Raw genomic sequence first — 16772 nt, 5'->3', positions numbered from 1 at the left:
CTCGCGACCCCACCGCGTCTTTCCGGGAGTCCCACCATGTCGAAGCGCACCTTCCAGCCGAACAATCGGCGTCGTGCGAAGAAGCACGGATTCCGTTTGAGAATGCGCACCCGCGCGGGGCGCTCCATCGTCAACTCCCGTCGCTCGCGTGGCCGCGCCAAGCTGACGGCCTGACCCACACCATCATGCTGCCGCGGCGGCACCGCCTGGTCAGCAGTCGAGAGTTCGCCGCCACCATCCGGACCGGTCGACGGATCCGGTCCGGGCCACTGCTCGGGCACTATGCACCCAGAGCCGACACCGCACCCAGAGCCGACACCGCAATCGGAACCGACACCGCAATCGGAACCGGCGGCAGGACCCGAACAGACGCGGAGCCAGCACTGGTCGGACTCGTCGTCTCGAAGCGGATCGGCAACTCCGTAACCCGACATCGGGTGAGCAGGATCTTGCGCCACGCTGCGCGGGACTCGGTGTCGACCCTGCCCCCTGGCTCTGTTCTCGTGCTGCGGGCCCTGCCGGGCGCCGCTGAGCGTGACTCCGCACTGCGCGACGATGTCCACAACATCATCCGCCGAGCGGCCGGCGGACCACACTCATGACCGCACCCGATCGGCTCCCGCAGGCAGACAGTCATGACCGGAGGGCGAAGTCAGCGCCCGTAGCGTCGCTGTCGAGGGGCTCGGGCGCGTCTTCGTCGGTGGAGTCGACATCGGTCGGGTTGCGGTTGCGGCAGGGGGTCACCAGAGCGCTGTGGGTGATCGGATGGCCGGTGCGCATGATGCTGCTCGGGGTGATCCGCATCTACCAGCGGCTTATCTCGCCGCTGCTGGCCCCCTCGTGCCGGCTGTATCCCTGCTGTTCGGAGTACGGGGTCCGCGCCATTCACCGTCACGGGGCTGCGAAGGGTTCCCTACTCACCGCGGGCCGCCTGGTGCGCTGCAATCCCTGGAACAAGGGCGGGATCGACCAAGTGCCCCGCCGGGGCCAATGGCGTTCACCGGTGAACCCCGACGGAACCGCACGCGAGGTGGAGGCCGATCCAGGAGGCGAAGCAGCCACCCGTCCGCGGTAGCGGCTGAGCGGAGTTTCCGATCCCGTTCACCGCGCTAACCACTCGGTGAGCCGCAACAATGCCGGGCATGCAGCCGCATCACAAGGTGCTCACTGTTCTCGTCGTCGCGGTGGTGACGGTACTGGCAGCCGTCCTGCTCAACCTCACCGCCGGGACACCGGACCAAACCCTGGCGGGCGGGAACACCACAGCAGCCACCCAAACCCCGTTCAGCGCCGCCAAAGGTGTGGAGCCGACGTCCTTCTACGACCCGCCGGACACTTTGCCGGACGAGCCGCCAGGGACAGTGCTGCGCTCCGAGCCGATCAAAGACGCTCCTGAGGGAGTGTCCGCATGGCGGTTGCTGTACTTGTCGCGCAACAACGCGGGCGATCCGATCACCATCTCGGGGCTCTATCTGGAGCCCACCACACCACCGCCGACCGGGAGCCGGTATCCCCTGGTCGCCTTCGCGCACGGCACCACAGGCGTGGGCCGGTCCTGCGGCATGTCGCAGGCCCCGTTCACCAATGAGACCGCTGGCAACGAGTACTGGCGGACGTTGATGAGTCCCATGGTCGGCGCCGGTTACGCCGTTGTGGCCACGGACTACGAGGGAATGGGCGCACCCGGCACCTACACGTACCTGCTGCGTAAGCAGTCCTACGACGTGCTCGACAGTCTGCGCGCTGCGCTCGAATTCCGACCCCAGATGCTCGACAGCGGCAGCCTCGGGGTCCTCGGGCACAGCGAAGGGGGATTCGTCGCGCTGACGACCGCCGACATGGCACCGGACTACGCTCCCGAGTTGGCGATCCGCGGGTCGATTGCGCAGGCTCCCGGTGGAGTGCCCCCGTTCCCGGCGGCGATTCAGAGCTCTGCTCGGCTCCACAGGTGACGACGGCCCCACCCCGCGCAGTGGGTACCTCACGGACCTGACGGCGTCGTGGAACGCGACCTTCCCCGAGTTGTCGAAACCGGAGTACTGGTACACCCCGCAGGGAATGACGGACATCCCTGCGGCGTACGACCTGTGCCAAGGCGCCCAGTTGAAGGCTCTCGACCAGACCTTCCACACCTACTTCAATCGTTCGGTGCCACTGAGCGTGGCCAAGATCCCAGCGATGGAGCAACCGTTGCTGGGGACGACGTCGATCCCGATCTTGGTCCAGCAGGGAGCCGCCGACACCAGCGTCGTACCGCAGTTGAGCCGCGCGATGGCCATCCAGGGTTGCGCTCTCGGAAACTCGATACAACTGCAGGAGTTCCCCAACGACGTGCACCGGTCGGTGCAGTACACCGCTCGCAGTCAGTATCTCGATTGGTTCGCGGAGCGATTCGCGGGAGAACCGGTGACCGGCGATTGTGTGGGGTGGTGACGGCATGATCAGCGCGTTGATCGCAGTGGCCATGGGAGTGGTGGCCCTCGTCGGACTCACGGGCAAGCAGACCGTACCGCGCACTTGGATGCGCACGTTCATGGCCGGTTTGCCGGTGGTCGCGGTATCCGGAACGTTCTTCGCGGCCGGTGGGTGGACCCTGACCACGGCCCTCGCCATGACCGTATCGGTGGTTCTCGGCATGCTCGCGTCCCTGATCGGACCAGCGAGCCTGACGTTGCCGCGGGATCACTGGGTCGCGGCGGGGTGGCAGATGCTTTGTGCCGCCGCGGTCGCGGTGGTCCTGGGATCAGGGGTGGTGCGCTGGGGCGCCAGCGCCGTGGCTCCTCTCGAACTGCTCAGTCCTGAGGCGGTGGCGGTCGTCATCGCAGTCGCCGCGGTCGCCGCGGCGATCGGAGGGGCGGCGCAGCGGGGCATCGTCTCCACCGGAACGGTCATTGCGCTGGTCTTGTTCCTCGTGCTGGTCGCAATCGGGGGAATAGCGGGTGCACCCGCAACTCTGGCTGATCCACTCGTGCCGGCCGCCCAGTCCACTGGAGCGTGGCTGTCCTGTTTGGTTACCTTCGTGCTGGCCGCCTCGAACCCGGCACTGCGGGAGATCCGCAGCGAGGGTGGGTCCATCGTGGCGGGAACCATCGTGACGGGTGTGCTCATGCTGGTGGCCCTCGTGGCATTGCTGTCGTTCAATGGCGGGTCGATGTCGCTGCCGTCGTTCTCGCTGGCGATCGTCGCAGGCTACGTCGGGTTCGGGTCGCTGCTGCCAGGTGCTGTGTTGTGTGTGGTGCTCTCGCTGGTTGTTGTGGCGTCCGCTGTGGTGCAGTACCGCAGCGTGTACAGCGCCTTGCAGGCGTACGCGGATACTCCTGCCGGTCCCCCCGGATTCTGGCGGCACCCCGTTTTCAGCGCGCTCTTGATCGGCGTGATCGCGGTGGTCTTGTCGGTGCTGGTGGTGCCCCTCCAGGCGATGCTGGTGGCGGCTGCCGTGCTGGCGGTGACCGGGTGGATCGTCGCCTGGTGGACGTCGCGGACGAAAGACTCGCAGGTTCACGGCGAGGCTGCTGTGGCGGGAGTTGACCCGGCCCCGGTGGGTCAGGGAACATCGTCGTGACCCTGACGTCCGGTCGCTGAGCGGCGAGGGGTGACCCCGGGTCACCGTCTCCTTCATTCGGCAGTCACACTGGACGGCACACCCTGCTCGCCTGGAGTTCGCCCGTGTTCATACTGGACTGGCTGCGCACTGCCGTCTCGTGGATCCTCGTCCAGTTCCACAGCCTGTTCGGCGCCATCTTCGGAGAGGCGAGCGGATGGGCCTGGGCGCTGTCGATCGTCGGTCTCGTCGTCGTCATCCGGATTCTGCTGATCCCGCTGTTCGTCAAGCAGATCAAGGCTCAGCGCAACATGCAGCTGATCCAGCCGCAGATCAAGGAAATCCAGAAGAAGTACGCCGGCGACCGAGAGCGCCAGTCGCAGGAGATGATGAAGCTGTACCGGGAAACCGGTACCAACCCCTTGTCGTCCTGCCTGCCGATCCTGCTGCAGATGCCGATCTTCTTCGCGCTGTTCAGTGTGCTGCAGGGTATCGCCACGAACACTCCCGAGGGGGTGTTCAAGTGGGAGCAGTACGCGGACCTGTTTCAGCAAGCGCGTGAGGCGACCATCTTCGGGGTCCCGTTGTACGGGACGTTCCTCGGCGCGGCCGAGACCCCGAACCCCATTAACACCCGCATTCTGACCGTCATCCTGATCATCGCCATGACGGCGACGACGTTCCTCACCCAACGCCAGTTGATCGTGAAGAACATGTCCGACGACAACCCGATCGTGCGCCAGCAGAAGATCCTGCTCTACGTCTTCCCGTTCATGTTCGCCATCGGGGGCATCAACTTCCCCGTGGGTGTCCTCATCTACTGGTTCACCACGAACCTGTGGTCGATGGGGCAGCAGTTCTACGTGATCCGCAACAACCCCCAACCGAACACCCCCGCCTACGAGGCATGGGAAGCCCGCAAGGCTGAGAAAGAGGCACGCAAAGCCGTGAAGCGCGGCGAGATCGCCACCGTGGAGGAGGCCTTGGCCCCCCCGCCCGCGGCACCTGTGAAACGAGCGCAGCCCAAGCGGCAGTCGCGCAGTCAACGCAAACGGGGCCCCGGCGCCTCGCCCGACCAGACCTCCAGCAGCAACTAGGAGACACCATGACCCAGGAAGCCCACGAAACTTCCCCAGTTCACCAAGGGGATATTCCGGATAACTCTGACAATTCAGACAGTCCAGACGGTCCAAACGGTCCGGACAGCGCGAGTACTCCGGACACTCCCAGCGGCGGAACCGTGCCCGTTGTGGATCACGAACCTTCGGAGTCCGCCGGTCCCGGGCACGCTGAGTCGGGCAGTGAGGCGATCGGGGACGACGCGGTTGCGCAGTCCGGCGGCGCGGATTCGGAGGGCGAGCCTGAGGCTGCAGCGGGGACCGCACAGCCGGACCAGGCGGCCGTGTCGGACCAGGGCGCCGAGTCGGACGACAGTACCGAGTTGGTGGATGAGGGCGAGGTGGCCGCCGATTACCTCGAGGGCCTGCTGGATATCGCCGACCTGGACGGCGATATCGACATCAGCGTCGAGAACGACCGGCCGGCTGTTGCGGTGATCGAGGTGAACGAGGGCGACTTGGCCCATCTGGTCGGCGATCGCGGGAAGGTCCTGACGGCGCTGCAGGACCTGACCCGACTCGCAGTCGCCCGAGAAACCGGTCACCGGTCGCGGCTGATGCTCGACATCGCCGGACATCGCGCCACCCGACGCGCCGAGCTGACGAGACAGGCCCAGGATGCGATCACGGAAGCTCGTGACAGTGCGCAGCCGGTGCGGATGCCCGCTATGAGCGCGTTCGAGCGGAAGGTGGTGCACGACGCTGTCGCTGCGGCGGGCCTGGCCAGCGAGAGCGAAGGCACCGACCCGAATCGCTACGTGGTGATCACGCCGGCGTGAGCGCTGTTTCACGTGAAACAGAAGGGCTGCGCGAGCTCGAGCAGTTCCTCGCCGGTCCCGGCATAGAACGGGGACTGATCGGTCCCCGTGAGGCAGACCGCCTGTGGGATCGGCACATCCTCAACTGCGCGGTCGTGGCGTGGGACAACACCTTGGTCCCGGCATCCGCGCGTGTGGTGGATGTGGGATCCGGAGCCGGGTTGCCCGGGGTGGTCTGGGCGGTCGCCCGTCCCGATCTGAGGGTCTCGTGCGTGGAGTCCCTCCAACGCCGGGCCACCTTCTTGTCCGAACTCGTTGCGCACCTGGGGTTGGGGGCCCGCGTCTCGGTGGTGCGTTCCCGCGCCGAAGATCTGCCGACCGGTGAGTTCGACGTAGCAACAGCCCGTGCCGTGGCGCCACTGCCCCGACTTCTGCCCTGGTTGGCGCCACTGACCCGGGGGACGGTCGTGGCTTTCAAGGGTCGGATGGCTGCCCAAGAGGTGGCAGCGGCCGCGGAGGTGGCCGACCGGTTGGGCCTGACCGATCCTGAGGTCCTCCAGGTGGGTGGCGAGATTGTCAACCCGCCGACGACAGTCGTTCGGTATCACGTCCGCAGCACCTAACCTGAACTCTCGACGCCGGGAATCTCGACCGGGAGGGTGCTGTGGCTGGAACGTGGGAAGTGGTTCCCCCGCTGGGAACATGCGTGGCTCCAGTGCCCGTGTCTGACGAAACTCCGACTGTTTCACGTGAAACACCGCTACCGCAGCCCGACCCGGAGGTGATCGCCCGGCAACGCATGATCAAGGCCCTCGGTCTGACTGAATCCGAACCTCTGCCTCGGCCGGCAGGTACTCGCCTCGTCGCGGTCGCCAATCAGAAGGGCGGTGTCGGCAAGACAACGACTGCCGTCAATCTGGCAGCGGCCCTGACATTGCTGGGACAACGCGTTCTGGTGATCGACATGGATCCGCAGGGCAACGCCTCCACCGCCTTGGATCTGCCCCATGAGTCCGGTGTCACCGGTACGTATGAGGTGCTCGTGGGGGGCAAGTCACTACTGGACGCTGTTCAGGTAGTTCCGGGTCTGCCGGAACTCTGGGGAGTGCCCGCGTCAGTCGACCTGGCCGGCGCCGAGATCGAGTTGGTGAGCCAGGTCGCGCGCGAGAACCGGCTGCACAAAGCGGTGCAGACCTACCTCTCCGAGCACGAGACCGCACACGATCGCCTTGACTACGTCATCATCGACTGTCCACCCAGCCTGGGGCTGCTGACCCTCAACGCCTTGGTCGCCGCGCAAGAGGTCCTGATTCCCCTGCAGAGTGAGTACTACGCACTCGAGGGGTTGTCGCACCTGTTGGGCACCATCGGTCTGATCCAGGAGCACTTGAACCCCGGCCTGACAATTACCGGGATCCTATTGACGATGTACGACGGCCGTACAAAGCTGGCGCCTCAGGTCGCCGACGAGGTCCGCACACACTTCCCTGATCGAGTCCTCGACACGACCATCCCGCGCACGGTGCGGGTCAGCGAGGCTCCGTCCTACGGTCAGACGGTGCTCCAGTACGACCCTCAGTCCCCGGGTGCGCGCGCGTACCTGGCCGCAGCCCGAGAGTTCGCGACCGGACAATCGCCGGTGACGGTCGAGAGTGCGGCCCGGTCCGCGTCCGCCGACGAGTCCATAGCGTCCGATACCGCAGAACCGGTCGCTGAGGCGGACGTCCCTGACACCCATGTAACAGACATTACGAACATTCCATGACATACCGGATTAAACGGACGCTCCTCGCTCATGATGCGGGCATCCGGACAGAGCACGAACGGCCACACGACTCGCGACGACACAACAGAACGCCCCGGGACGAAGGGAAGAACATGACACAACGACGCGGACTCGGAAAGGGCCTCGGGGCGCTGATCCCGAGCGGAGGAGTCTCGGTGCCAGTCGTGGTCGCCGAGGGATCGACACCAGCGACCGAGAAGGTCATCGACCTACGTCCAACGCCCCCGGCAGTGCGTGAGGAGCCGATGACCGAGTCGGCGGCGGGACTGCAGTACCGAGAGATCCCCCTCGATCAGGTCGTCCCCAACCCGCGGCAACCACGGCAGGTCTTCGACGACGACGCGATCAGCGAACTCGTGCAGAGCATCACCACGGTCGGGCTGCTCCAACCGATCGTGGTGCGCCCAGCCGAGCAAGGCTTCGAACTCGTCGCGGGCGAGCGTCGCTTGCGCGCCGGGCGATTGGCCGGCCTCACCCGGATCCCGGCCCTGATCCGTCAGACCGATGACGACGTCATGCTGCGCGATGCGCTGCTGGAGAACCTCCACCGGGTCCAGTTGAATCCTCTCGAGGAGGCGGCTGCCTACTCCCAGCTCATGTCCGACTTCGACTGTACCCAGGAGGAGTTGGCGCAGCGGGTGGGGCGCTCGCGTCCGCAGGTGGCCAACACTTTGCGCTTGCTCAAGTTGCCTCCGACAGTTCAGCGTCGGGTCGCGGCCGGGGTGCTGAGTGCCGGACACGCACGGGCGATCCTGGCAGCCGGTGATGCCGATCGGATGGAACAACTGGCCATGCGCGTCGTCGCTGAGGGGCTGAGCGTGCGCGCCGTCGAGGAGCTCGTGCTGGTCGATGACGCTGCCCCCGACGCCAAGAAGCGTCGCTCCCGCAAGACCCGAACCCCCGTGGAGTACCGCGAGGCGGCGGACCGCTTGGCGGACCGGCTCGAGACGCGGGTCCGAATCGAAGGCGGGTCGGGCAAGGGCCGCATCGTCGTGGAGTTCGGCGGCGTCGATGACCTGGCGCGCATCGTCGACCAGATCCTCACCGAGCCCCGGGACTGAACCCGCAGAGATCCCCCATGGCGCGGTCCGCAGGCAGTTATCGGGAACCGCGGGCAATCGCGGTGCGGACCAAGGCGGCGAAGACTGTTCCCAGGTCCCGCGAGGCTGCGTCGAGCGCCTGCGGGAACAACGATGTCTCCGTCATTCCGGGAGCCATGTTGACCTCCAGGAAGGTCGGTCGATCGGATGCATCGATCATCAGGTCGACCCGCGAGTAGTCCCTCAGGCCGATCCGGCGGTGGACCTCGAGTGCCAGATCGCAGGCCGCGCGGGACACGGGTTCGCTGATCCGCGCGGGGCAGAAGAACTCGGTCAGCCCGGCCGTGTACCGGGCGTTGTAGTCGTAGAACCCACCATCGGGAACGATCTCGACTGGGGGCAGCGCGATCGGACCGGACTCGGTGTCGATGATGGACACGGCCACCTCGGTGCCGACGACACACTGCTCGATCAGCGCCACGTCGCCGTAGGCGAACGCTCCCACCATCGCGGCCGGGAGTTCGGATGGGTCGTGCACGACAGCCGCCCCGAGCGATGAGCCCCCCCGCGTGGGCTTGACCACCAAGGGCAGCCCCAGACGCTCGACGACCCGCTCGAGAAGCTGGTTCGCACCCAGTTCGCGGAACATCGTGTGGGGCAGCGCCACGGACCCCGGGGTCGCCAACTCCCACCGTCGGAGCGCGGCCTTGGCCACACTCTTGTCGAAGGCGATACGGGTGGCGTCGGGCGGGGAGCCGACGTAGGGCAGACCGAAAGTGGTGAGGACATCGGCCAAGGCGCCGTCCTCCCCCGCAGCGCCATGCAACAACGGGAGCACACAGTCGGGGGGCCCGTCGTTCAGCTTGCCCAACAGTTGGGCGTCGACATCTGAGACGGTGACCGCCATCCCTTGACCACGCAGGGCCTCGGCCACGCGGCGGCCAGACCGGATGGACACGTCACGTTCGGGGGACAGGCCCCCGCACAGGACCAGAACGGTCGGCGAGGAGTCGGGCATGACGCCGATTGTGTCACTGACCCCCCGGCGATCCGGCCCCCGGATCGGATCAGGGATTCACCCGGGCCCCGATTCGGGATGGCAACTGATCAGTGCGGAGACCGGCCCGTGATCGCCGGGTATCAGGCCAGATCGGGGCCCGGCGTGTCGCTGCCGCTGGGGTGGTGCAGCGTCGAAGCAGTCCCGAACGTCTGTCCGATCTCCAACTCGGCCTCCATGACCGTGGCCAGCCGCCGCACGCCCTCGCGGATCCGGTCCGGCTCGGGATAGCAGTACGACAGCCTCAGGTTGCGTCGACCCTGTCCGTCCGTGAAGAACCCGGTCCCAGGGACGTAGGCGACCAGCGCACTCACCGCGCGCGGCAACATGGCAGTCGCATCGAGACCCTCGGGCAAAGTCAGCCACGAATAGAAGCCGCCCGCCGGCTCGGTCCAGGTGGTGCCGGGAGGCATCTGCGCGGTCAGCGTCTCCAGCAGGGCATCACGGCGCTCCCGATACACACCCCGGAACACGTCGACCTGCCGGCGCCACGGTTGGGTGGCGAGGAACTCCGACACAATTCCCTGGGTGAAGTTGGAGGGACACAACACCGCTGCCTCAGCGGCCAGCACCAGCTTCTCGCGCACCCCATGGGGCGCGACTGCCCACCCGACCCGCAAACCGGACGCGAGGGTCTTCGAAAACGAACCCAGGTAGACGACCTGTTCGGAGTCATCCGCGCGCATCGCCCGGGGAACAGTTCCATCGAATCCGAGTAGGGCGTACGGATCGTCTTCGAGCACCAGGAGGTTCTCCCGAATCGCGACGTCGAGGACCTCCTTGCGGCGTTGCGCGGGCTGGGTGATGCCGGCCGGATTGTGGAACGACGGGATCGTATAGATCATCTTGGGCGTGCGGCCGGAGGCCCGCACCGCGGTGATCGCCTCGGCCAACGCCTCCGGCACCAGGCCCTGGTCGTCCATCGGAACGTGGACGACGTCGACTTCGTAGGACCGGAAGATGCCGAGCGCCCCCACATAGCTCGGAGCCTCGACCAACACGACGTCACCGGGGTTGCAGAACACGCGCACCACAAGGTCGAGCGCCATCTGCGAGCCGGTGGTCACGATGACATCGTCGGGGTGTGCGATCACGCCGACATCCGACATGACGTCGAGGATCTGTTCGCGCAGGATCACGTCTCCTTGTCCTGAGCCGTACTGCAGCGCGGTGGCTCCGCGCTCTCGGATCAGGCGCGCGACGGTGTCGGCCAGATCGTCGAGTGGCAATGCCTCCACGTAAGGCATCCCACCGGCCAGCGACACGACCTCAGGCCGCGAGGCCACCGAGAACAGGGCCCGAATCTCGGAGGCGGTCATACCGGCCGCACGCTCGGCGTACGCGCCGATCCAAGGATCCAGACGCGAACCGGGGCGATCCAGGGACACGGGACTCCTCACGGCCGGGCGAACATGCAGCGGGCGACGTTCTACGATGCCTGAATGTCCCCTGGAAACCAAAGTCGAACCACCAGGTGGGTCGTGATCGCGTTCCTGGCGGGTGGCCTGGTGGGCTTCCTCGCGTCATTACTGCGGGCGCACCCGGTATCGCCGTATCGCGACGACCTGGAGCATCAGCGCCTCGGGCGGTGAGACTTTCGACGAAGACTCCAGCCGGGCTGAGCTACAGGACGTGTTCCGGTGAGAAGAACCGCTCGACCGAATCCGCGATGGCGCGCGCGAGGGAGTCGACGAAGACCGGGTCGGACAGACGGCTGGCGTCGCGGTCGGCCGCGAGGTTGCCGCACTCGATGCGCACGGCCGGCATCCGGGTCAACCGCAGCAGATCCCATGTGCGGGCATGTCGGGACCTGTTGTCCAGATCGGTGTGGTCGACGATCCCGTCCAGCAGCAAGGTGGCAGCCAGTTGGCCGGGTACGGAGAAGGACGTGTCGTCGCGGCCGTAGAAGTAGGTCGCGGTGCCCGCTCCCGCGTCGGGGTCGTTCACCACAGTCAGGTTGAGTACCAGGTCGGCTCCGACATCGTTCGCGAGATTCGCGGTGGAGTCGTCGGTATGGTCTGGACCCGGGACCGCCAGGGATCGAGTGATCAGTACCTGGGTGCCGAGCGCGGTCAGGCGACCTTCGATCCGCGCCGCAAGGTCACCGCAGATGTCGGCCTGGGTGGGTGCGTCGGTTCCGGTCGCCGGGTCGATGATCACGACCTTGCCGCGCACGCCCGTCCGGATGTCGTGCAATGAGTACCGTTCCCGGACGGCGTGACCGGAGTGCCGCCCTACCGTGCGACGCAGTCGGCCGAGCGCCCGGAACGTCGCGGGACCGCACACGCCGTCCGATCGGATGCCGGTGTTGCGCTGGAACTCACGGATCCCCGCGTCAGTGTTGGGCCCCAGATGCCCGTCCTCGCGACCGCACGAGAATCCCATGGCGTTCAGCCGCTTCTGAAGGTCCAGGACGTCCTCGCCGACGGTCGGATGCGCGGCGGCGTAGGAGAGTATGCGGTCGCCGAGCTGCCAGCGGGCCTCTTCGAGGCGGCGGAAGGTCTCGGGCCCCACGACCCCATCGACGGTGATCCCGCGCTGCTCCTGGAACGTCCGGACGGCGCTCTCGACGGTTTCGTCGAATTCCGCGCTCGCGAGCGCGGTGGTCTGCCACTGCCAGGGTTCCCCGGGTTGGGTGCTCATCCCTGAACGCAGCGGGTCCTCACCGGCGCGCTGTTCGGCGTACTGAGATCCGGGGAGCAGCCCCAGTCGGGCCAGGCGAGCACGAACTTCGGCGACCGCGGGCCCCCGGTCGCCCAACTTGAAGCCGGTCACCTCAGCAAGCCCCGAGATAGCTGAGCGTCACAGGAACTCGGCTAGGTCCTTCAGCAGTGCCTGCTTGGGTTTCGCCCCGACGATCTGCTTGACGACCTGGCCACCGGAGTACACGTTCAGGGTCGGGATACTGACGACCCCGTAGCTGGCCGCGGTCTGTGGGTTCTCGTCGACGTTCAGTTTGACGATGCTCAGCTTGTCGCCGTGTTCCGCTGCGATCTCGTCGAGGATCGGCGCGACCATGCGGCAGGGGCCGCACCATTCGGCCCAGAAATCCACCAGGACGGTCTTGTCCGCCTGCAGGACATCCTCGACGAACGAGGCGTCGGTTACTGCCTTCGTGTGTGCTCCCACGATTTCTCCAGTTTCTCCTGTGGTGTAGCCCTCACCCTACGGTGCGAGATTCGGTGCGGGTGGCGGCGTGGCCGTCACATTCCCAGGTCGGCCAGGAATCGCTCGGCGTCGAGTGCGGCGGAGCACCCGGTACCCGCGGCGGTGATGGCCTGGCGATACGTGTGATCGACCACATCCCCGCACGCGAAGACGCCGGCGACGTTGGTGCGGGTCGAGGGGTGGTCCACGATCACGTAGCCCTCCCCGTCGAGTTCGATCTGGCCCTTGACCAACTCCGAGCGAGGATCGTGACCAATCGCGATGAACAGACCACTCACCGTCAGTTCTCGCCGCTGTCCGGTGACGGTGTCCTCCAGCGTCACGCCGGTCAACTTGTCGTCGCCGTGCAGCGCCGTCACCGTGCTGTTCCACGCGAACTCGATCTTGGGATCAGCCAGCGCCCGCTCGGCCATGATCTTGCTGGCGCGCAGTTCAGTCGCGCCGATGGATCACTGTGACCTTGTCGGCGAACCGGGTGAGGAAGGTGGCTTCCTCCATGGCCGAGTCGCCGCCGCCCACCACGGCTATGTGCTGGTTGCGGAAGAAGAATCCGTCGCACGTGGCGCACCAGGACACCCCGTGCCCGCTCAAGCGCTTCTCGTCGGGTAGGCCGATCTCGCGATATCCCGATCCCATGGCCAGGATCAGTGCCCGGGCGCGATGTTCCTGACCGGCACCGTCGACGACGGTCTTGATGTCACCGTCCACCCGGATGTCGGTGACGTCATCGGTGATGAGATCGGCGCCGAATCGCTCGGCCTGCAGCTTCATTTGGGACATGAGTTCCGGACCCATGATGCCCTCGGCAAAACCGGGGAAGTTCTCGACCTCGGTGGTGTTCATCAACGCTCCACCGGCGGTCACGGCCCCCTCGAAGACCAGTGGCTGCAACTGCGCCCGGGCGGCGTAGACCGCCGCCGTGTATCCGGCCGGTCCAGAGCCGACGATGATGACGTTGCGGATATCGGTCACGATGGTCCTTCCCGGGCGTACCGACAGAGGGTACCCATGGCGTGCAACGAAGCGGCTCCGGGGATCATTCCGCCCCGCGGATCGTCCCGGGGGAATCAGGTTCAGAGAGGAGATCCGAGGAGGACCCACCGAGGATCCCAGGCGAACCAGGAAAAGCCCAAACTCAAGGAACCGAGAAAGCCGAAGGACCCGAGAAAGCTCAAGGAACCGAGAAAGCCCAAGGACCCGAGGAAGGAGGAATGGACTTTGCGAAAGGGACTGACGGGCGTCAGTCCAGACCCACCTCGGCAACGACCCGTTCGGGCTGGTCCTGGCAGTCGATGACGAGCGCCCGACTGGGTGGTCCGACGACTGCGATCGTCGCCGGGTCCGTGCCGTAGTACCCACGATCGACGACCATGACATCTGCTGTGGGTGCTGCCTCGATCACGCACCGCATGGATCTCAGGGCCAGACCGGGGCTCATCGCCGGAACTGGGTCACGAGTGGGTTCGGCGGGTCGCACCTGGTTCTGAGTGGATACTGGCGAGCGGGCCTCCGCCGAACAGTAGGCCGCCAGATCCTGGGCCTGGTCAGTGAACGATGCCGGGACATACCTGGTTCCCGACTCGTAGGTCAGGGGCTGCCCTCCGCACGACACGTCAGTGGCGACCTTGTGATCATCGCCCACGGAGGGCGCCTGCTCGCCCGCGATGGTGGTGGCCGGGGGTTCGGAGGACCGCGGCAGGAACACGACGCCCACGAGGAGCACAAAGGCTGCCGCCACCGCCGCAAATGTCCACCATGCCTTGCCATTGGACCCGCCAGTGGCCCCACCGGCGGCCTTGTTGTTGCCAGGGGTTGCCGTGAAGTCGGGCTGGGGTTCGGCCGCCAATGCAGCCAGGATGCGTTCGCGAACGGCGGTCGGCATCTGCGGGCGGGGTTGGGCCGCCAAGCAGTTCCCGGATCCGCGCCTCACTGGTGAATGGTGATTCCGGGCTCGCGCCTGCGGGGGACTCCGCGCCTTGGTGGGACTCCGCGCCCGTGGGGGCCCCGGGGGATTCTTCGTCCTGGGGGGATTCTTCGTCCTCGGGGGACTCTTCGTCCTCGGGGGAGAAGCCGTCGTCGACAGACCTCACTCCTGGTCACCTCCCGATGGTGGGACGCCCGATGCAGCGGGCTGGTTCCGCAGCAACTGGGCCAATCGGGCTCGACCGCGGTGGCATCGGCTTTTCACGGTGCCCGGGGGACACTGGAGGACGTCGGAGGCGTCGTCCACGGACCATCCCTCGAGATCCACCAACGTGATGGCCACTCGCTGGTCCGCCGGCAACTGCGCGAGGGCTCCCAGGACCGTCAGCCGGGTGGTGTGTTCGTCGATCGGATCGCGGTGATCCGGGACACCGGCGTCCGGAGCTTCCTCGGGAAGCGCGACTGTTGGGCGCACCTTCTTCGCTCGCAGTCGGTCGAGGCATGCGTTGACGACGATCCGGTGCAGCCAGGTGCTGACCTTAGCCGTCCCCCGGAATGTGTCGGCGCGGCGAAACGCGGAGATGAACGCATCTTGGACCGCGTCGGAGGCTTCCTCGGGATCCCGACACGTGCGCAGGGCAACGGCCCACATCCGGTCGCCGTGCCGACGCACCAGTTCGTCGAACGCACGTGGTTCGCCGGCGACGTGGGCTGCGAGGAGTTCCTCGTCGGACTCCGGGCGGCCCGAGATCGTGGCGTCGGTCATGGCGCTTGGATGGTATCTGGGTCAGCCGACGACTTTGACGTCGCGCACGCCGCCGGTGTAGTAGCTGCCGTCGAAAGGCAGCCGCGTCAGCCAGACGAGGACGAACCGGGCATTGCGGGCTTTGGGGGTCCGAACCTTGATGGCGTCACCCGCACCCTTCACCGAAACGATCCGGCGGAAGTCGGAGAGTCGACGCGGACGCTCCTGGGCGGTGCGGATCTCGAAGTCGCTGCCGGTTCCTACGAGACGCAGGTTGATCGCCCGCACGGGGCGCACCGCGCCGAGGTCGAGGAGCAGTCCCACTCCACCTTTGCCGTTCAGGTCGGGGCTGCTGTAGGAGTCGGTGTACCACGCCGTGCCACGCTTCCGATCGATCGCCTTCCGCGCTGTTCGACCTCCTTCGAAGCGGTCGCCTGCCGGATCGAAGTCTTCCGCACCGACGATTGCGAACGGGGACTCGGGGGCGGGAGTTTCGACGGGTGGCAGCGCGTCAAGCGGAACGGCGGCTTGCAGGGCGGTGTCGGGTTCGGAAGCAAGGTTGGTGACGAGTTGCCAACCGAGCAAGACCAGCCCGGCGACGGCCAGTACTCCGACGGCAAGGGTGCTGACCCGCCCGACGAGCCTGTCGGTGGCCGAGTCCTGGTCGGTGGTGAACTCGGTATCGGAGTCCTCATGCGGCACTGCCGTGAACGCCCGCTCCAGCGCATCGACACATTCCCCCATCTCGGTGAAGGAGTCGGACCTCTTGGCGGCGGAGCCCCGGGCCGCCCGACAGCGGGCGATGATTCGGTCGAGGCTGGCGGGGACGTCGGGGGCGACTGTTGAGGGAGGCTGGGGGACCCCATGCGAGAGGGGGGCCGGGGGCAGTCCGTCCGTCGGCTCCCCGTCGGCGCTGGGCCACCGACGGGTCAGTCCGGCGTACAGCAGGGATCCGACGCCTTCGATGTCGGCCCGGCGGGGATCGACCGATGGGTCCGCCCCGAGGAGGACAGCGTCGATCCCCAAGCCGCGCAGCCGTACCTCTTGGTTGTCGGTGATCATCACCGAATCGGGTCGCAGGCGGCCGTGGGTGACGCCCACGGCGTGGGCGGCCTCGAGAGCTTTGGCCACTTCGAGGGCCACGACTGTTGCTTCCTGCGGACTCCACCGTTCCGTGAGCAGTTCGGGCCAGGAGTTGCCGGGGATCCATTCGGAGATGATCGCCAGGTAGTCGTCGGTCTCGACGACATCCAGCATCCGGACCACCCGGCGGTCCTGCACACTGGCTGCGTGTTGGGCGGCCGCGCGAAGGTCGGCAACCCGGGGATGGTCCAAGGGGATGAGGCGGGCGCTCACTGGCCTGCGCAGGGCAGGATCTGTCGCGCGCCACACAGTGGTACCGGCCTTTTCGGCCACTAGATCATTGAGCACGTATCGGCCGATGGGGCGCCCGGCAAGGCCCGCGTCGGTCCGATCTGTCACACCCAGCAGGTTACGTCACAGCAGCGCCGACAGGTGCCCAGCACACCGTGGGCTGCCGTCATTCTCAGCGCCTACTGCGGCGGTTCGAGTGACCGGGTCCAGGGCCATCGCCAGGGCCCAGGTGGTGTCAGTCCGCCGGGGTGCGGGGTGCGGG

The 16772-nt window shown here is 66.7% G+C and carries 21 protein-coding genes; 12 read left to right on the top strand and 9 right to left on the bottom strand.

What is annotated here, in order from left to right; genetic code table 11:
• Positions 1-36: 36 nt before the first annotated feature.
• The 11 genes from rpmH (at position 37) to V9E98_06120 (ending at position 8264) form a co-directional block, all read left to right on the top strand.
• Positions 37-174, top strand: coding sequence for a 50S ribosomal protein L34 (rpmH, locus tag V9E98_06170; GenBank protein MEI2716568.1), 138 nt, complete (start codon positions 37-39; stop codon positions 172-174).
• Positions 175-185: 11 nt separating this feature from the next.
• A complete protein-coding gene (gene rnpA / locus V9E98_06165) occupies positions 186-602 on the top strand; it encodes a ribonuclease P protein component (GenBank protein ID MEI2716567.1) in 417 nt (138 codons plus the stop codon).
• A gap of 98 nt (positions 603-700) precedes the next feature.
• The gene (gene yidD, locus V9E98_06160; protein ID MEI2716566.1) at positions 701-1075 is read left to right on the top strand and encodes a membrane protein insertion efficiency factor YidD; all 375 of its coding nucleotides are present in this window, start codon (positions 701-703) and stop codon (positions 1073-1075) included.
• Positions 1076-1142: 67 nt separating this feature from the next.
• Complete coding sequence (locus V9E98_06155; GenBank protein MEI2716565.1) at positions 1143-1952, top strand: alpha/beta fold hydrolase; 810 nt, start codon at positions 1143-1145, stop codon at positions 1950-1952.
• The gene (locus V9E98_06150) at positions 1897-2433 is read left to right on the top strand and encodes a hypothetical protein (protein ID MEI2716564.1); all 537 of its coding nucleotides are present in this window, start codon (positions 1897-1899) and stop codon (positions 2431-2433) included. Before V9E98_06155 ends, V9E98_06150 begins: the two co-directional genes overlap by 56 nt.
• 4 nt (positions 2434-2437) lie before the next feature.
• Positions 2438-3562: a hypothetical protein gene (locus V9E98_06145; protein MEI2716563.1), complete on the top strand. Its 1125-nt coding sequence runs from the start codon at positions 2438-2440 to the stop codon at positions 3560-3562.
• 104 nt (positions 3563-3666) lie between these two features.
• A complete protein-coding gene (gene yidC, locus V9E98_06140; protein ID MEI2716562.1) occupies positions 3667-4638 on the top strand; it encodes a membrane protein insertase YidC in 972 nt (323 codons plus the stop codon).
• A 152-nt stretch (positions 4639-4790) separates the two neighbouring features.
• Positions 4791-5438, top strand: a complete 648-nt coding sequence (locus V9E98_06135; protein ID MEI2716561.1) for a R3H domain-containing nucleic acid-binding protein — start codon at positions 4791-4793, stop codon at positions 5436-5438.
• The gene (rsmG, locus tag V9E98_06130; GenBank protein ID MEI2716560.1) at positions 5435-6040 is read left to right on the top strand and encodes a 16S rRNA (guanine(527)-N(7))-methyltransferase RsmG; all 606 of its coding nucleotides are present in this window, start codon (positions 5435-5437) and stop codon (positions 6038-6040) included. The genes V9E98_06135 and rsmG overlap by 4 nt, the downstream gene beginning before the upstream one ends.
• 98 nt (positions 6041-6138) lie before the next feature.
• A complete protein-coding gene (locus tag V9E98_06125; GenBank protein MEI2716559.1) occupies positions 6139-7182 on the top strand; it encodes a ParA family protein in 1044 nt (347 codons plus the stop codon).
• Between the two features lie 113 nt (positions 7183-7295).
• Positions 7296-8264, top strand: coding sequence for a ParB/RepB/Spo0J family partition protein (locus tag V9E98_06120; GenBank protein MEI2716558.1), 969 nt, complete (start codon positions 7296-7298; stop codon positions 8262-8264).
• Positions 8265-8301: 37 nt separating this feature from the next.
• On the opposite strand, the gene V9E98_06115 is transcribed toward V9E98_06120, so the two are convergent.
• Together V9E98_06115 and V9E98_06110 are read right to left on the bottom strand one after the other, a co-directional pair.
• On the bottom strand, positions 8302-9261 hold the full coding sequence (locus V9E98_06115) for a D-alanine--D-alanine ligase (GenBank protein MEI2716557.1): 960 nt from the start codon (positions 9259-9261) through the stop codon (positions 8302-8304).
• Positions 9262-9383: 122 nt separating this feature from the next.
• A complete protein-coding gene (locus V9E98_06110; protein ID MEI2716556.1) occupies positions 9384-10688 on the bottom strand; it encodes a PLP-dependent aminotransferase family protein in 1305 nt (434 codons plus the stop codon).
• A 54-nt stretch (positions 10689-10742) separates the two neighbouring features.
• Here V9E98_06110 and V9E98_06105 point away from each other — a divergent pair, with 54 nt between their 5' ends.
• Positions 10743-10892: a hypothetical protein gene (locus V9E98_06105; protein ID MEI2716555.1), complete on the top strand. Its 150-nt coding sequence runs from the start codon at positions 10743-10745 to the stop codon at positions 10890-10892.
• Between the two features lie 31 nt (positions 10893-10923).
• Here V9E98_06105 and V9E98_06100 read toward each other — a convergent pair whose 3' ends face one another.
• The 7 genes from V9E98_06100 to V9E98_06070 form a co-directional block, all read right to left on the bottom strand.
• The gene (locus V9E98_06100) at positions 10924-12075 is read right to left on the bottom strand and encodes a peptidoglycan-binding protein (protein ID MEI2716554.1); all 1152 of its coding nucleotides are present in this window, start codon (positions 12073-12075) and stop codon (positions 10924-10926) included.
• Between the two features lie 27 nt (positions 12076-12102).
• Positions 12103-12429, bottom strand: coding sequence for a thioredoxin (trxA, locus tag V9E98_06095; protein MEI2716553.1), 327 nt, complete (start codon positions 12427-12429; stop codon positions 12103-12105).
• A 74-nt stretch (positions 12430-12503) separates the two neighbouring features.
• The gene (locus tag V9E98_06090; protein MEI2716552.1) at positions 12504-12881 is read right to left on the bottom strand and encodes an NAD(P)/FAD-dependent oxidoreductase; all 378 of its coding nucleotides are present in this window, start codon (positions 12879-12881) and stop codon (positions 12504-12506) included.
• A gap of 19 nt (positions 12882-12900) precedes the next feature.
• Entirely contained in the window at positions 12901-13440 is a 540-nt protein-coding gene (locus V9E98_06085; protein MEI2716551.1) for an FAD-dependent oxidoreductase, read from the bottom strand.
• Between the two features lie 268 nt (positions 13441-13708).
• Complete coding sequence (locus V9E98_06080) at positions 13709-14398, bottom strand: hypothetical protein (GenBank protein ID MEI2716550.1); 690 nt, start codon at positions 14396-14398, stop codon at positions 13709-13711.
• Positions 14399-14554: 156 nt separating this feature from the next.
• Positions 14555-15157: an RNA polymerase sigma factor SigM gene (gene sigM / locus V9E98_06075; protein MEI2716549.1), complete on the bottom strand. Its 603-nt coding sequence runs from the start codon at positions 15155-15157 to the stop codon at positions 14555-14557.
• 21 nt (positions 15158-15178) lie between these two features.
• Positions 15179-16618: a protein kinase family protein gene (locus V9E98_06070; GenBank protein ID MEI2716548.1), complete on the bottom strand. Its 1440-nt coding sequence runs from the start codon at positions 16616-16618 to the stop codon at positions 15179-15181.
• Positions 16619-16772 lie beyond the last annotated feature (154 nt).

It is taken from the genome of Candidatus Nanopelagicales bacterium, assembly GCA_037045355.1.
Classification (GTDB): Bacteria; Actinomycetota; Actinomycetes; order S36-B12.
Note: the sequence above shows the minus strand (reverse complement) of the source record. Positions and strands in the feature narration are given on the sequence as shown.

Excerpts from the sequence above, each read along its gene's own strand:
- rpmH (MEI2716568.1), top strand. The coding sequence starts at position 37 with ATGTCGAAGCGCACCTTCCAGCCGAACAATCGGCGTCGTGCGAAGAAG.
- rnpA (MEI2716567.1), top strand. The coding sequence starts at position 186 with ATGCTGCCGCGGCGGCACCGCCTGGTCAGCAGTCGAGAGTTCGCCGCC.
- V9E98_06155 (MEI2716565.1), top strand. The coding sequence starts at position 1,143 with ATGCAGCCGCATCACAAGGTGCTCACTGTTCTCGTCGTCGCGGTGGTG.
- V9E98_06145 (MEI2716563.1), top strand. The coding sequence starts at position 2,438 with ATGATCAGCGCGTTGATCGCAGTGGCCATGGGAGTGGTGGCCCTCGTC.
- V9E98_06120 (MEI2716558.1), top strand. The coding sequence starts at position 7,296 with ATGACACAACGACGCGGACTCGGAAAGGGCCTCGGGGCGCTGATCCCG.
- V9E98_06115 (MEI2716557.1), bottom strand. The coding sequence starts at position 9,261 with ATGCCCGACTCCTCGCCGACCGTTCTGGTCCTGTGCGGGGGCCTGTCC.
- V9E98_06105 (MEI2716555.1), top strand. The coding sequence starts at position 10,743 with ATGTCCCCTGGAAACCAAAGTCGAACCACCAGGTGGGTCGTGATCGCG.
- V9E98_06090 (MEI2716552.1), bottom strand. The coding sequence starts at position 12,881 with ATGGCCGAGCGGGCGCTGGCTGATCCCAAGATCGAGTTCGCGTGGAAC.
- sigM (MEI2716549.1), bottom strand. The coding sequence starts at position 15,157 with ATGACCGACGCCACGATCTCGGGCCGCCCGGAGTCCGACGAGGAACTC.